The sequence below is a fragment of the Sphingomonas sp. CROZ-RG-20F-R02-07 genome (assembly GCF_022662335.1).
Taxonomy (GTDB): Bacteria; Pseudomonadota; Alphaproteobacteria; order Sphingomonadales; family Sphingomonadaceae; genus Sphingomonas.
The window spans coordinates 14,751-27,669 of record NZ_JAKNQJ010000004.1 but is presented as its reverse complement, the minus strand read 5'-3'; the positions used below and the strand labels follow the sequence as shown (position 1 = coordinate 27,669).

The 12,919-nt window shown below is 64.8% G+C and carries 12 protein-coding genes, 1 tRNA gene and 1 pseudogene; 9 read left to right on the top strand and 5 right to left on the bottom strand.

The genetic code is table 11. The features are described from left to right. Positions 1–2: 2 nt before the first annotated feature. Positions 3–551 carry an AAA family ATPase gene (locus L8H00_RS07800; RefSeq protein WP_242096743.1) on the bottom strand — a complete coding sequence of 183 codons (549 nt, stop codon included), beginning with the start codon at positions 549–551 and terminating at the stop codon, positions 3–5. Positions 552–741: 190 nt separating this feature from the next. Between L8H00_RS07800 and L8H00_RS07795 the strand changes: the two genes are divergently transcribed. The 4 genes from L8H00_RS07795 to purQ all read left to right on the top strand — a co-directional run bounded on the left by L8H00_RS07795 (position 742) and on the right by purQ (position 2,942). Further along, positions 742–1,116 (top strand): response regulator, encoded by a 375-nt coding sequence (locus L8H00_RS07795; protein ID WP_242096742.1) that lies wholly within the window; start codon positions 742–744, stop codon positions 1,114–1,116. 148 nt (positions 1,117–1,264) lie between these two features. Then, positions 1,265–2,044 (top strand): phosphoribosylaminoimidazolesuccinocarboxamide synthase, encoded by a 780-nt coding sequence (purC, locus tag L8H00_RS07790; protein WP_242096741.1) that lies wholly within the window; start codon positions 1,265–1,267, stop codon positions 2,042–2,044. After that, positions 2,044–2,274: a phosphoribosylformylglycinamidine synthase subunit PurS gene (gene purS, locus L8H00_RS07785; RefSeq protein WP_242096740.1), complete on the top strand. Its 231-nt coding sequence runs from the start codon at positions 2,044–2,046 to the stop codon at positions 2,272–2,274. Before purC ends, purS begins: the two co-directional genes overlap by 1 nt. After that, positions 2,274–2,942: a phosphoribosylformylglycinamidine synthase subunit PurQ gene (gene purQ / locus L8H00_RS07780; RefSeq protein WP_242096739.1), complete on the top strand. Its 669-nt coding sequence runs from the start codon at positions 2,274–2,276 to the stop codon at positions 2,940–2,942. The genes purS and purQ overlap by 1 nt, the downstream gene beginning before the upstream one ends. On the opposite strand, the gene L8H00_RS07775 is transcribed toward purQ, so the two are convergent. Further along, positions 2,939–3,682, bottom strand: a complete 744-nt coding sequence (locus L8H00_RS07775) for a queuosine precursor transporter (RefSeq protein ID WP_242096738.1) — start codon at positions 3,680–3,682, stop codon at positions 2,939–2,941. The genes purQ and L8H00_RS07775 overlap by 4 nt on opposite strands. 60 nt (positions 3,683–3,742) lie before the next feature. Here L8H00_RS07775 and L8H00_RS07770 point away from each other — a divergent pair. Beyond that, positions 3,743–3,819, top strand: a tRNA-Arg gene (locus L8H00_RS07770). Positions 3,820–4,122: 303 nt separating this feature from the next. On the opposite strand, the gene L8H00_RS07765 is transcribed toward L8H00_RS07770, so the two are convergent. After that, positions 4,123–4,344, bottom strand: a complete 222-nt coding sequence (locus tag L8H00_RS07765; RefSeq protein ID WP_242096737.1) for a hypothetical protein — start codon at positions 4,342–4,344, stop codon at positions 4,123–4,125. 890 nt (positions 4,345–5,234) lie between these two features. On the opposite strand from L8H00_RS07765, the gene L8H00_RS07760 reads away from it, so the two are divergent. Both L8H00_RS07760 and L8H00_RS07755 read left to right on the top strand, forming a co-directional pair. After that, positions 5,235–5,414 (top strand): hypothetical protein, encoded by a 180-nt coding sequence (locus L8H00_RS07760; protein WP_242096736.1) that lies wholly within the window; start codon positions 5,235–5,237, stop codon positions 5,412–5,414. Positions 5,415–5,446: 32 nt separating this feature from the next. Beyond that, the gene (locus L8H00_RS07755; RefSeq protein ID WP_242096735.1) at positions 5,447–5,608 is read left to right on the top strand and encodes a hypothetical protein; all 162 of its coding nucleotides are present in this window, start codon (positions 5,447–5,449) and stop codon (positions 5,606–5,608) included. Between the two features lie 428 nt (positions 5,609–6,036). Here L8H00_RS07755 and L8H00_RS18960 read toward each other — a convergent pair whose 3' ends face one another. Together L8H00_RS18960 and L8H00_RS18955 are read right to left on the bottom strand one after the other, a co-directional pair. Then, a complete protein-coding gene (locus L8H00_RS18960; protein WP_242097047.1) occupies positions 6,037–6,486 on the bottom strand; it encodes a hypothetical protein in 450 nt (149 codons plus the stop codon). A 156-nt stretch (positions 6,487–6,642) separates the two neighbouring features. Next, positions 6,643–9,152: pseudogene (locus tag L8H00_RS18955) on the bottom strand (cytochrome P450); the annotation flags it as partial. 275 nt (positions 9,153–9,427) lie between these two features. Between L8H00_RS18955 and L8H00_RS07740 the strand changes: the two are divergent. Both L8H00_RS07740 and L8H00_RS07735 read left to right on the top strand, forming a co-directional pair. Beyond that, positions 9,428–10,045 (top strand): TetR/AcrR family transcriptional regulator, encoded by a 618-nt coding sequence (locus tag L8H00_RS07740; protein ID WP_242096734.1) that lies wholly within the window; start codon positions 9,428–9,430, stop codon positions 10,043–10,045. A 248-nt stretch (positions 10,046–10,293) separates the two neighbouring features. Next, positions 10,294–12,915 (top strand): TonB-dependent receptor, encoded by a 2,622-nt coding sequence (locus tag L8H00_RS07735; protein ID WP_242096733.1) that lies wholly within the window; start codon positions 10,294–10,296, stop codon positions 12,913–12,915. The last annotated feature ends 4 nt before the right edge of the window (positions 12,916–12,919 follow it).

Here is a 12,919-nt window from a genome sequence, read left to right as displayed (position 1 = left end):
GCTCAGGAGGCGGAACCACGGCGACGCCGGCTCAGGCCGTTCAGACGATAGAAGTCGGCAAGCGCATGGGCGGAGGCGAGCCTCACCTTCGGCAGGCCGACCGCGCGGAATTGCTGCTCATAGCGCCGTCGATTGGTCCTTGTGGTGACCGCGATATGGCGGATCATACCCCATTTCACGCTGTCGCGGCCGCCCTCGAGCCCGCCGCGCCGGTCATGCTCGATCCAGCAGCGCCGCAGATACCGGCACAGACTCGCCACGGTGCCGATGTCGAGCAGGATGAAACCCGTCGCACGTTCCAGTCGCTGCGGAAGCAATCGCGAATAATTGCCTTCAATGACCCAGTGCGCGCCCGTGATCGCCGCATCGTGAAGTGCCGCGAATTCGTCTGCCGGTCGCGGCACCCAATCGGTATGCGGCAGATGGTGAAGCTGATCGAGATGAACCACGGGCAGCGCCTGTGCGTGCGCGATCGCCGCCGCCAGCGTGGACTTGCCGCTGTTGGATGGCCCCATGATGCAGATGCGCGGGCCGAGATGGTCCAAGGTCATAAGCGCCCCTTACCGCGCTCCATTACCTCCTACAAACATGTCGGCTCGCCTGCCCGAAACCGCGGGATCGCGCGCTTTTGCGGGATCGAACCGGGTCCACGCCCGTTCGGCCTTTCCAACGCGCGTCTCTTTTCCACGAACATCGCCCGGCCGTTGCGGCCGCGTCCGGGCTGCAGCAGGAGCCACGACCATGGCATCGGACGTACCCCAACTCGAACGGTCGATCCTGGTGGTCGACGACGAACCGATGATCCGCCTGAACCTCGCGGATTTTTTCGAGGACGAGGGTTATACCGTCTATGAGGCGAGCGACGCCGACGCCGCCATCGCCATCCTCCAGGCCAATAGCGGCGTACGGATCGTGCTGACCGATATCCAGATGCCGGGATCGATGGACGGCGTGAAGCTCGCCCATTTCATCGCCGAACGCTTTCCGCCTTCGCTGCTGATCGTCGCGTCGGGGGCGCTTCGCCCCTCCGCTGCGGAACTGCCGCCGCACACGATGTTCATCGCCAAGCCGTTCGACCCGCGGCGCGTGCTCGACGAGATCGAGCGGCTGGCCTGAGACCGCGGCGGAGAGAATGATGCGCACGCCGCATCCTCTCGCTCTCCGCGCGATTGCACCCCTTGCGGGCTTCCCTTATAGCCCGCGGCCATCCCGTCGCCCGCGCCCGCGCGAACGCGACCGCTCATTCCTATCAGGGGACCGCTTGATGGCTCGCCGCCGCCAGATCTACGAGGGCAAGGCCAAGATCCTCTATGAGGGGCCCGAACCCGGCACGCTGATCCAGTATTTCAAGGACGACGCGACCGCGTTCAACGCCCAGAAAAAGGGTACGATCAACGGCAAGGGCGTGCTGAACAACCGGATCAGCGAACATGTCTTCACGCTGCTCGACATGATCGGCGTGCCGACGCACTTCATCCGCCGGCTGAACATGCGCGAACAGTTGATCCGCCAGGTCGAGATCGTGCCGATCGAGGTCGTGGTGCGCAACGTCGCGGCCGGATCGCTGTCGAAGCGCCTCGGGATCGAGGAAGGCACCAAGCTGCCGCGCACGATCATCGAATATTATTACAAGGACGATGCGCTCGGCGATCCGATGATCTCCGACGAGCATATCGCCGCCTTCGGCTGGGCCAGCCAGGAGGAGATGCACGACATCGCCGATCTGGCGATCCGCGTGAACGATTTCCTCACCGGCCTGTTCGCCGGCGTCGGCATCCGGCTGGTCGACTTCAAGCTCGAGTTCGGCCGCATCTGGGATAACGACTACGGCCGCATCATCCTGGCCGACGAGATCAGCCCGGACGGTTGCCGGCTGTGGGACATGGACACCAACGAGAAGATGGACAAGGACCGCTTCCGCCGCGATCTCGGCGGCGAGGCGGAGGCCTATCAGGAGGTCGCACGGCGCCTGGGGCTCCTGCCCGAGGGCGAGGACGGCGCGGTTCTCGATCTGGAAAAGCACCGCAAGACCCGGGGTAAGTGATGAAGCTGAAGGTTTTCGTGACGCTCAAGCCCGGCGTGCTCGATCCGCAGGGCCGCGCGATCCATCATGCGCTCGGCAATCTCGGTTTCGAGGGCGTGTCGGACGTGCGCCAGGGCAAGCTGATCGAGCTGGAGGTCGCCGACGGCACCGACGACGCGACGATCGATTCGATGTGCCGCAAGCTGCTCGCCAACACCGTGATCGAGAATTACCGGGTGGAGCGCGCCTGATGAAGACCGCGGTCGTCGTCTTTCCCGGCTCCAATTGCGACCGCGACATCGCCGTCGCGCTCGAACGGGTCACGGGTACGAAGCCCGTCATGGTCTGGCACGGCGACAGCGACCTGCCGGACGGCGTCGGCCTGGTCGCGGTGCCGGGCGGCTTTTCCTATGGCGACTATCTGCGCTCGGGCGCGATTGCGGCGCGTTCCCCGATCATGCGCGCGATCGTGGAGGAGGCGGGCAAGGGCCTGCCCGTCCTCGGCGTCTGCAACGGCTTCCAGGTGCTGACCGAGGCGGGGCTGCTGCCGGGCGCGTTGATGCGCAACGCCGGGCTGAACTTCGTCTGCCGCGACGTGGCGCTCACCGTCGGCAACGCGCAATCGGCGTTCACCAGCCGCTATGACGAGGACGAGCGGATCGTCTTCCCGGTCGCGCATCATGACGGCAATTATTTCGCCGATGCCGACACGCTCGACCGGCTGGAAGGCGAAGGCCGTGTCGCGCTGCGCTATGCGGAGGACGTGAACGGCTCGGCGCGGCAGATCGCCGGCCTGCTGAACGCGGCGGGCAACGTGATCGGCATGATGCCGCATCCCGAGCGCCGGATCGAGGACGCGCATGGCGGCACCGACGGCCGGCGCCTGTTCGAGGGGCTGCTGGAGGCAGTCGCCGCCTAGACGCGCGTACGGAACGGGTTGAAATCGGTGTGGGTGTCGAACACGTCCACGCCCTCACGCCGCTTGAGGAAGCCGACCACCGCATAGGTGAACGGGGTGAGCAACACTTCCCAGCCCACCTTCAGCACGAACTGGCTGGCCATCACCATCGCGAGCGCCTCCACCGGCCAGTCGGCCGCACCATAGAAGGCGAGCGGATAGAAGATGGCGCTGTCGATCGCCTGCGCCACCACCGTGCTGCCGATCGTGCGCGTCCAGAGCATCCGCCCCCCGGTCCAGATCTTCATCCGGGCGAGCACGAAGCTGTTCGCGAACTCGCCCGCCCAGAAGGCGCAGACACTGGCCAGCACGATGCGCGGCACCTGCCCGAACACGCTTTCATATGCGGCCTGCCCCGTCCACCCCGCGTCCGGCGGCAACGCGACCACCACCCATGACATCAGCACCATGAACAGCATCGCGGCGAACCCCGCCCAGATGCAGCGCCGCGCATTGGCATAGCCATACACCTCGGTGAGGATGTCCCCGATGACGTAACTGACCGGAAAGAACAGGATGCCCGCGCCGAACGGCCACGCCCCGATCCAGGGCAGCACGATCACCGCGCGCTTGCCCGCCCCGATCACATTGGAGAGCAGCAACACGACGACGAACGCGGTCATGACGAATTCGAAATAGCGGAACCGTCCCCCCGCCACCTCGCCGGCGGCGACCGCCCGCATTCCCTGCCCGCTATCCATGCGGGCCGGTATGATCCCGGTTCCGTCCCCACGCAATCCGCGCTAATCGCATGTCCGCGCGCGCCCGTAGCTCAGATGGATAGAGCACGAGCCTTCTAAGCTTGTGGTCGCTGGTTCGAATCCAGCCGGGCGCGCCAACGGTTTGCCGCGGTTTTGGCAGTCTCTGCACCAATTTATAAGGTGCCTCTAGGAGGAGCTAGCAATCACCCGGCAAGCGCGGAACGCCTTTCCGGCATGCTACGGCAACCCAGTTCGTGCGATGCCTCATGAGAGCTGCATGTCGTCTGGCAATCAATATTTAGCTTGCGAGGCCCGCCGGCGCGATTGGTGCGGTGGATGCGACCTGTTCCTGCCTTGGGACAAGGCGCGGGTGGCGGGCAAGCTCGTCCAAGTGCGCGGGCTGACGCTTTGCCGGCAGCGGAAGCGGGCGCAGTGTCTCGTCAAGCTACCGTGATAAAGATCCGAGAGTCGCGCTGCTTCTTGATTTCGCGAAGAGCCAGTATGGTTTGCCGCCTTACATCGCGCATGATCGGATCGGAGAGATACCGCTCCATTTCTTCTGCCGCGCGCGTACCAAACCGATTGATCGCGAGCTGCGCAACGGCCCGAGCGGCATACCGTTGCTTCGGCAACGCTGTAAGAAGAACTATCATTTCGTTCATGCAAGAGGCCTCCCCGCAGCTGCGGCTAACCCCAATTGGCTAATCGTGTGTTAACCGCGATGGAGGTGGATCGATTTCTCAGATGGTCAAGATTGCTATTCGATGGCCAAGATTGGCTTCCGCCCTCTTGATTGCCATGCGGAGTGCTCGCTTCGACTCGATGCCTCCATCTCTGAGCAGGCTTTCGCGCAGTCTCAGAGGCGCATCGGCACCAAAGCGCCGAAGCGCGAAGTCTGCCCAATAAGCGGCCCGTGCGTGGTCCTGCTCGGTGGCCGCGAATCGATCGAACAAGTTTTGCAGAATCGATCCTCTCCCTTCGGAGTTGGATGCCGAGATCCTTGTTGGCGCGCAACAGCGTTAACCCAGAACTAAGGTGCATCATGCCCGGCGCATCTGCGCCGACGGCGACCGCCGCACGCGCAATCGCAGCCGTCATCCTACGCCACCTGGTCCTGCAGTATGCGCCTCGCTAGTCGCGTGCCGCTACGTAGATCATGCGAAGTTGCCGTGCTCCATCAGACGCCGATTATTCGATTGGACGGCAGGGGTCATGTAGCGCTTGGTTACAGCACGCGGAACGAACGGGCGCGGTGACTGTATGATCCAGCACATGACACGAAGGAAATTTGGTATGCGTCTGAAACCTATAGCTCTCGTCGCTGCACTTGCAGTCGCTGCAACGAGCTTGGCGGCATGCCGCGACCATCCCGGCCACTGGGGTGACCATCATCATCGGCATCATCATGACCGAGGGTACGACGATGGCTATCGGCGCTAAGCTGCGCTCACGCTGTGAATGGGTTCGTGAACAGCATCCATATGTGGCGTGAATGCCCGCGCCCTTAATCGATCGCGGGGCGTTTGTAACGTATCGACCACAGGAGCTGGTGATGACGGACAAGGATAAACTCTCAGACACTGCGAACGATCAGGGCGCTCTCGCCGCCGATGGCGAGCTTACGGGCGCCATCAATGCTGAGGGCGAACAGGGAGATGCCGTCGAGCAGCCCGCCGACGAAGAAGAGCCCGGCGACGAGGAAGCGGCTGCGCAACTTGGCGATTTCGCCTGATCCGAAGATCAATCCGACCAAGGAATGCCGCGATGACCGATGACGCCAAGCCAGAACCGCAAATCGATCCGGCCGCGATCGGCGCAGAGCAAATTATCCCGCCTGAGCAGGTTCCCATGGATGACGCGGCAGGCGGCCCGCAGGTCCACCACGATGATGAAAAAACTGACATAACGGCATCTGGAGCGGAGTGAAAGGCGACGCAGACGGGTCGTGAGCGGGAACATGGAAACCCGCTCACGACACCTTGATGCCGCTAGCGGTCAGGCCCGATCGTTCTCGCCGGGCAAAATGGCCGCCACCTGAGCCTCGGCAATGCCAAACGCGCCCGCCAGCCCCCACGCCGACGCGCCCCGTTCGCCAGTTCTCGGATCCTGATGTCGATGATCCGGCGAGATTTGAAGCCGGTCGTGACATCGCCTTGTCCACAACGCGGCGGGGCAACACGGGTAAGGGCTATCACCTCTACTTCGAGTGGGATCCCACCGCCCCTGTCATCAATGCGCAGCGCTCCGCCAAAGGCTGGGGCATTCCCGGCCTGCCGGGCGCTGATGTTCGGGGGCAAGGCGGCTACGTAATTGTGCCACCATCGATCCATCCCTCGGCCGCCGCCGCGGACGGCTCAAGCATAGATGTCGGCCACATAGCGCACGCCCTCCTGCTCGATCTGCTCGGCCCATGCGAGTGCCTCGGCATGATCTACTTTCGTTTCAGCTTCGTAGATGCGAACAAAGGTGTCGCGAACCGCCGGCGCCATACGCTCGCCATCGCCGCAAAGCAGCACGCGCGCATCCTTGCGGAACAAGGCGGCAACCTCCGCTCGATCCCGCCAGATGGCGTCCTGGACATACGCGATGCCATCGTCGGGGGTCGACGAAAATGCCATCCGCAAGCTGACCACCCCGGTCTCGTGCCAGTGCTCGAGTTCGTCCCGGTAGAGGAAGTCGACCTCCGGATCGCGCACGCCGAAGAAGAGCAGCGCAGGGCCCAGTCGCTCGCCATCCGCCTGGATCACGGCCCGTTCCTGGAGAAAGCCGCGGAATGGGGCGATGCCGCTGCCGGCGCAGACCATGATCACGGGCGTGAGCGGATCGGTCGGCAAATAGAACCCGGCCTGGCTCCGCCGCACCGCGATCCCCAGCGTATCGCCTTCCCGCAACCGCGCGAGAAAGGTGGAGGCGACGCCCTGATGGAGATGATCGGCCCCAAGCGCGGGCGCCTCGAGCACGGACACCGTCAGCGCACACCGTGCGGGATCGACACCCGGTGAGGAAGCGATGGAATATTGGCGGGCCCGCATCGGCGGAAGCGCGGCGATGAACGCGCCCAAGGCCATGTCGGCCGACGTGAAGCGCTCGAGCAGGTCGAGCAGCGTCACCCGGCGTGCCAAGATCTCGGTTGAATGGGCGTCCTCTTGCGCCAGCCGTTCCACCTCCTTGCGCTCCGGCGGGCAAGGAATGAGGGTGGCGAGTGCCGCGACCTGCCCGCGTGTTGCCGGCTGCTGGAGTTCCACATAGTCACTGAGCAGCGTCTCGGCCGCGACGGGACGGTCCAACGGCAGGGCCGATGGCACGCCGGGCGCGCCGTGAACGATCAGTTCTGCGTCCGGATCGAGGTTGAACCGAGCCAGCGCACGCCGCACCGTCTCCGGCGGATTGCTCGGTAGTACAGCGAGATAGTCGCCGGCGCGGTAGGTCATGCCCTCGGGCAGCGCGACCTCGATGTGCCGTTTCGACCGGGCTTTGGGCTTGCGCAAATCGACCAGTTCGCGGTTGACCACGACCTTACCGCGTTTCAGCTCGTCCAGCTTGAGCGCACGTTCGCGCGTCCCGCGCCGCACTTCCACGTCGAGCCGGGGCTCGGCTTGGGTCGCCGCCTCGCGCCCCTCGGTTGCCGCAAGCGCGGACCAGAGATCGGCATACCAGCTTTCGAAGGCGCCGAACAAATCGCCGGCGGCGTCGCCTTCCCCGCGCGGCAGGATCGCTTGGCCCCCAGCCTTGGCGAGCGCCGCATCTACGCGCTTCGGGATCGCCTGCCAGGTGCGGGCCCATTGGCGGTTACCACAGCCGAATACCGCATAACGCCGGTCTGCCAGCGCGCCTTGGGGCAGATTTTCCACCGCCGCGACGAAACGCGCCGCATTGTCGGGCGGACGCCCTTCGTAAGAGGCGGTGACGACGATCAGGGGGATGCCATCGGTGAGACCGCCAGCATAGTCGTCCAGCGCGGCCACCGTCGGCGCATAGCCCTGGGCCGCGGCGTCGGCGCCGATCCGCTGCGCGAGCGCCTCGCTGGTGCCGCTATTGCTGCCATAAAGAACCAGCAACGGCCCGTTTTCGCCGACGTCAGCGTCAATCGGGGCGCGGAGCGGGCGCGTCGGCGCGCTGGGCGCCTGGCTGCGCCGCTGCCTCGCCGGCAGATCCCGCCGGCGGGCATGGATATGCAGGTTCGCCGGCTTCAGCGTCAGCGTCTCTTTCACCAGCAGCTTGTAGTCGCGGTCGGCAAGACCGATCTCAAAACGCTGCAGCATGAGCGCCAGGACGAGGACGGCCTCCTGCATGGCGAAGCCGCGTCCGATGCACGAACGCTGACCATTGCCAAAGGGCTTCCAGGCGTTCGGTGGCAGTTTTGCGGCGGCTTCACGATCGAACCGTTCGGGGCGAAACGCCTCCGGTTCTTCCCATACGGCCGGATCCCTGTGCAGGATCGGCGTCAGGATCAGCAACTGGTCGTCGGGCGTGACCTCGTAGCGGCCGCCGATCGTCGTCGTCTCGCGCGCATGGACGGCAAAGGCGGGCGCGGTGGGCCAGAGCCGCAAGCTCTCTTGCAGGACCTGCTCCAGATAGGTCAGCCGCCCGATATCGTCGATCGTGGGCGCCTCGCCCCCCAGCACCGCGTCGCATGCGCGCTTGCCTTGGCGAGCGCTTCCGGATGGGTGAGGAGCAGCCAGGTGGCGAAGCTGAGCATGCCGCTGGTGGTCTCGTGGCCGGCGACCAGAAACGTGATTATCTGGTAGCCGACATTCTCCCGACTGAGCGTCAACCCCGTTTCGGAGTCCTTCGCGGTCAGCATACGGTCGAGGAGATCGCCGCGTTCGCCGAGGCGCGGGTCTTGAAGGCGCTCCTCGATCAAACGATTCGAAACATCGCGTAACACCTTGATATCAGCTTCGAACCGGCGGTTGCGAAGCAGCATTAGCTTGCCCGCGCCGGCAGGCAGCCGCGCCCGTCGTCCGGTTTCGTCTAGCCCACCCACCATCGCCGCGACGAAGGGGTGCATTTCGTTCTGGTATAAGCTGTTGAAGCGATAATCGAAGGCGCACAGCGCGATCGTATCGAGCGTCAATCGCGTCATATTGTCGGCGACATCGATGGTCGCGTTTTCGCCGAACCGCTCCCACCGAACCATCATCTGTTCGGCGATGTCGACCATCCGGTCGAACATCGCGCGGAGCCCCAGGGGTCCGAAGGCCGGCATCAGCAGGCGGTGCGCCTTTCCCCAGTTGGGCTCTTCGTCATAGGCGGTGAACAGCCCGTCCCCCGCGACATAACGCGCCTCCTGCAATGGCCGGTGAAGCGCCTTCTGAAAGCGCGTCTCATCGCACAGCTCATCGATGAGAGCCTGACTGCTCACCACGACGATGCCCTGTCCCAGCGCATCGAAACGGAACAGCGAGCCGTGCGCACGCGCCATGCGCATCAGGCTTTGTACGGGCGCGTTGGGATCGATCTCGGCCATATTGCCGATCAGGGGATAGCCCTTGGGCTGCGGAATGGTGGCCATGGTCAGCAACTCCAGTTCGCGATGGATGTCCCGGCAGTTGCGCATGAGCCCGGCTGTCGGGCTGCGGTGCCGGTACGCGACACCGATCCCGCGAGCGCTGCGCCAGGAGCCGGCAGCGTGCGTCGATCGTCCATCCTTTGGTCCTGACGCCGAATATAGGGCGCCGCGCCGCAATGGAAACCCACCGGTTTTCGTTTGCCCTTCATGCCGATCGGCGTACCTCATCGACAATGGACGAAGCGCTTCCCGTCAACCGGCTTCCGGAACGCCTGCTCGAATGTGCTCGGGCGGAGTTCAGCAGGCATGGTTTCGCCAAGGCCAATGTGGGGCGGATCGCGGCGACCGCGATGATGTCGAAGAAGACCGTCTATCGCCACGTGGCATCCAAGGAGATGCTGCTGCTCGCGGTGATGCGCTCCGTCGCCGGAGATCTCGCCGCCGTCGCCGGCGCACCCGACCCCGACGCGCCGGCCGAAGCATGGCTGACGGGATATCTGAAGGCGTTCTGCCGGCTCGCCTTTTCGGACGAAGGGATAACGTCCTATCGGCTCTTCATAAGCGAGGGCGCGCAGTTTCCCGATACGGCACGCATCTATAACGCAGCGATCAAGGCGTACGGGATCGGGCCGCTCGCCGATCAACTTGCGGCCTATGCGTCGGCCGGGCAGATGGCGATCGACGACGCCGAAGCAACGGCGATGATGTTGGTGTCCATGGTCGTGAGCGACGCCCTGCGCGAAGCGGCGCTCGGCTTGTCGCCGCCCCCGGATGAGGCCGATTTACACAGGCTCATCCGTCGGGCGGTCACCATTTTCCTGGGCGGCGTCATGATCGCGCGGAAGAATTGAGGCGGCTGGGCGTGCTGCGTTCGTCCGCGGCTTGGACCACGCGATTGCGCTGATCGACGGGGCGGAGCACCGGACCGGAGCACAATCCTGCGAATGCTCGCCATGCGCCCGAGCGATCCAGCTCCGACGGAATGGACGCGATCACCGCTATCGCACGATCGCCATAGTTGTAACGGCCACGTCATCGCTCCGTCATCCCGCCTACGCGGACGCGCCCTAGGCCTCCGCGCATTATCGGGGGATCATCGATGTCGCACAGGTTACAAGCCGCCCTGCTGGCGGGCATTTCGATCGTGTCGAACGCCACCGCGGCCCACGCCCAGGTCGGCGCGGCCGCCGCATCCGACGTGCCGACCGACACGCTTCGCGACGCGGACGCAGACGCCATGCCCGACATCGTCGTCACCGGCACCGCGGCCGGCGAGCGCAAGGCGATCGAGGCGAAGCGGCAGGCAAACAATTTCGTGGAAGCGCTCTACGCCAACGATGTCGGCAAATTGCCCGACCAGAATGTGGCCGAGGCCGTCCGCCGCCTCCCCGGCCTGTCGGTCGCAAACGATCAGGGCGAAGGCCGCTACGTCATCATCCGCGGCGTCAATCCAAACCTCGTCAACGTGGTCCTGAACGGACTGACGCTGCCCGCGCCGGAGCCCGACGGCCGACAGGTCAAGCTCGACGACATTCCCTCGGCGCTGATCGGTTCGGTGATCGTCACCAAGTCGCTGACCGCGGACCAGGACGCGAACGCCATCGGCGGCGAGGTCAACATCCGCACGCTGACCGCCTTCGACCGCAACACGCCCTTCTTCGCGGACGCGCGGGGCGAATATGGCGCCTACCACATCAATGGCGGCCACCCCTATGAAGCCGATGCCCAGATCGGCGGGCAATTCGGCGCCAACCGCCAGTTCGGCGCGGTGCTCTCGCTCAACTATTCGCAGCGCCCGATCGAATCGGAGAATTTTCAGGGCTCGACCAACTACCGCGTGCCGGCGGCGAACACCGGGGCCAACCAGAACTATGTCGTGCCCGACAGCGCCGGCCTGCGCGACTATAACCTGACCCGGATTCGCGAGGGCGCGGTGCTGAACCTCGATTGGCATGCGAGCGACCGCACCAAGCTGTTCCTGCGCGGCACCTTCTCGCGCTACGACGACAACGAGACGCGCGACCAGTTCATTATCGACAACCAGTCGGCTTTTCGCAACCAGACCGCGACCACGGGCATCTTCACCGGCCGCGGCAGCGTGCGCGTGCGCCGGCGCGAGGAGGACGACAACACCAAGTCGGTGCAGGGCGGCGGCGGCTTCGACCTCGGCACCGCGCATCTCGATCTGGCGGGCGGCTGGACGCGGGCGCAGAAGCGCGACCCGCTGCGTTCGGAATATAATTTCCGCACAAGCGGCACCGCGCTGACGGTCAATTACGACGTGTCCGGCACGCCCTATGATTTCATCCCCACGGTGCAACCCGGCCAGAATCAGACGGCCTATGGCTTCAACAGCGTGACCTATGACGTGCGTCTCGCAGTCGAGACGCTGTGGCAGGGCCGCGCCGACCTGACGCTGCCGATCCCGCTCGGCACCGATTCGACGCTGAAGTTCGGCGCGAAATATCTCGCGCGCGAGAAGACCAATGCGCGCGACTATCAGACCTATGGCCTGACTGCCGGCCGCACCTTCACGCTGGCGAACGTCTCCTATCTCGGCGACACGACCTTCTATGACGGGCGTTACGCGTTCGGGCCGCGCATCGGCTACGATACCGCGCAGGCGTTCCTCGCCGCCAATCCCGGCACCGTCACGCTGAACGTGGCAAACTCGCGCGCCAACAGCCTTGCCAACGATTACGACGTGAACGAGGCGATCGCTGCGGGCTATGCGAGCGCGACGCTGAAGTTCGGCGGCCTCACCCTGCTGCCCGGCGTGCGTGTCGAACACACGCGCGACCGGACCAAGGCCAAGCTGATCGCTGCGACATCCGCGCTTGACGAGGCCTATAACGCGTTCGGTGCCAAGGATTATACCGACATTTTCCCCGGGCTGAACGCACGCTATGACGCGGGCCGCGATCTGGTGTTCCGCGCCGCAGTGACCACGTCGCTGGGCCGGCCGAACTATCCGGACCTGTCGCCCTATCAGTCGGTCGATACCACAACCTCGCCGCGCCCGACCGTCACGCTCGGCAACCCCGATCTCACGCCCTACAAAGCGGTCAACCTGGATGCCGCGGCGGAATATTATCTGCCTGGCCAAGGGCTGTTGTCGGTGGGGCTGTTCTACAAAAAGATCGACAACCCGATCTACACCGGCACGCAGATCGCGGCATCGGGCACCTATGCCGGCACGGCCTATACCGCGATCGACGTCGTGCAGCCGCGCAACCTCGACGTCGCCTATATCAAGGGCGTGGAAGCGAATGCGACGGTGCGTGCGACCTTCCTGCCCGGCGCGCTCGACGGCTTCGGCGTATCAGTCAACTATGCGCATATCGCGGGGCATGGCGAAGGCACGATCCCCGGCGCCACCCCGCGCACGGGTCGCATCCCGCTGTTCCTGCAATCGAGCGACGTCGGCTCGGCGCAGATCTTCTACGAGAAATACGGCCTCGCGCTACGCGTCGCCTATTCCTATCGCTCGCCCTATCTCGACGCGCTCGGCGCGAGTGCCGCGCAGGACCAATATACCGACAGGAACGGCCAGCTCGACGCGAACGTCAGCTATCAGGTCACGCCGCAACTGACCTTTTTCGGCCAGGCGCTGAACATCACCGACGCACCCTGGCGGCGCTACATCGGCACCAAGGCGCAACTGGTCGAGCGCGAACGCTATGACTACAGCTTCCGCTGGGGCGCGCAGCTCCATTTCTAGGGAT

Excerpts from the sequence above, each read along its gene's own strand:
- L8H00_RS07800 (WP_242096743.1), bottom strand. The coding sequence starts at position 551 with ATGACCTTGGACCATCTCGGCCCGCGCATCTGCATCATGGGGCCATCC.
- L8H00_RS07795 (WP_242096742.1), top strand. The coding sequence starts at position 742 with ATGGCATCGGACGTACCCCAACTCGAACGGTCGATCCTGGTGGTCGAC.
- purC (WP_242096741.1), top strand. The coding sequence starts at position 1,265 with ATGGCTCGCCGCCGCCAGATCTACGAGGGCAAGGCCAAGATCCTCTAT.
- purS (WP_242096740.1), top strand. The coding sequence starts at position 2,044 with ATGAAGCTGAAGGTTTTCGTGACGCTCAAGCCCGGCGTGCTCGATCCG.
- purQ (WP_242096739.1), top strand. The coding sequence starts at position 2,274 with ATGAAGACCGCGGTCGTCGTCTTTCCCGGCTCCAATTGCGACCGCGAC.
- L8H00_RS07775 (WP_242096738.1), bottom strand. The coding sequence starts at position 3,682 with ATGGATAGCGGGCAGGGAATGCGGGCGGTCGCCGCCGGCGAGGTGGCG.
- L8H00_RS07765 (WP_242096737.1), bottom strand. The coding sequence starts at position 4,344 with ATGAACGAAATGATAGTTCTTCTTACAGCGTTGCCGAAGCAACGGTAT.
- L8H00_RS07760 (WP_242096736.1), top strand. The coding sequence starts at position 5,235 with ATGACGGACAAGGATAAACTCTCAGACACTGCGAACGATCAGGGCGCT.
- L8H00_RS07755 (WP_242096735.1), top strand. The coding sequence starts at position 5,447 with ATGACCGATGACGCCAAGCCAGAACCGCAAATCGATCCGGCCGCGATC.
- L8H00_RS18960 (WP_242097047.1), bottom strand. The coding sequence starts at position 6,486 with ATGGTCTGCGCCGGCAGCGGCATCGCCCCATTCCGCGGCTTTCTCCAG.
- L8H00_RS07740 (WP_242096734.1), top strand. The coding sequence starts at position 9,428 with ATGGACGAAGCGCTTCCCGTCAACCGGCTTCCGGAACGCCTGCTCGAA.
- L8H00_RS07735 (WP_242096733.1), top strand. The coding sequence starts at position 10,294 with ATGTCGCACAGGTTACAAGCCGCCCTGCTGGCGGGCATTTCGATCGTG.